Annotated in this window: 1 tRNA gene; it reads left to right on the forward strand. The window is 61.7% G+C overall.

Annotated features, from left to right (window positions below):
* Positions 1-146 precede the first annotated feature (146 nt).
* Positions 147-220, forward strand: a tRNA-Asp gene (locus DIE13_RS32665).
* Positions 221-222: the final 2 nt, after the last annotated feature.

Consider the following 222-nt stretch of genomic DNA (forward strand, 5'->3'; position numbering starts at 1 on the left):
CCCTTCGTCTAGAGGCCTAGGACATCACCCTTTCACGGTGAGTACAGGGGTTCGAATCCCCTAGGGGACGCCAGATTTCGGCGTCGTTCGAACAAACGATGCGCCGGCAGGAAGTAACCGACGCCTGCCAGGCAAGAAGCAAGACTGGAGCGGTAGTTCAGTCGGTTAGAATACCGGCCTGTCACGCCGGGGGTCGCGGGTTCGAGTCCCGTCCGCTCCGCC

The sequence above is a fragment of the Burkholderia sp. Bp9016 genome (assembly GCF_003857765.1).
In the GTDB taxonomy this organism is placed as follows: Bacteria; Pseudomonadota; Gammaproteobacteria; order Burkholderiales; family Burkholderiaceae; genus Burkholderia.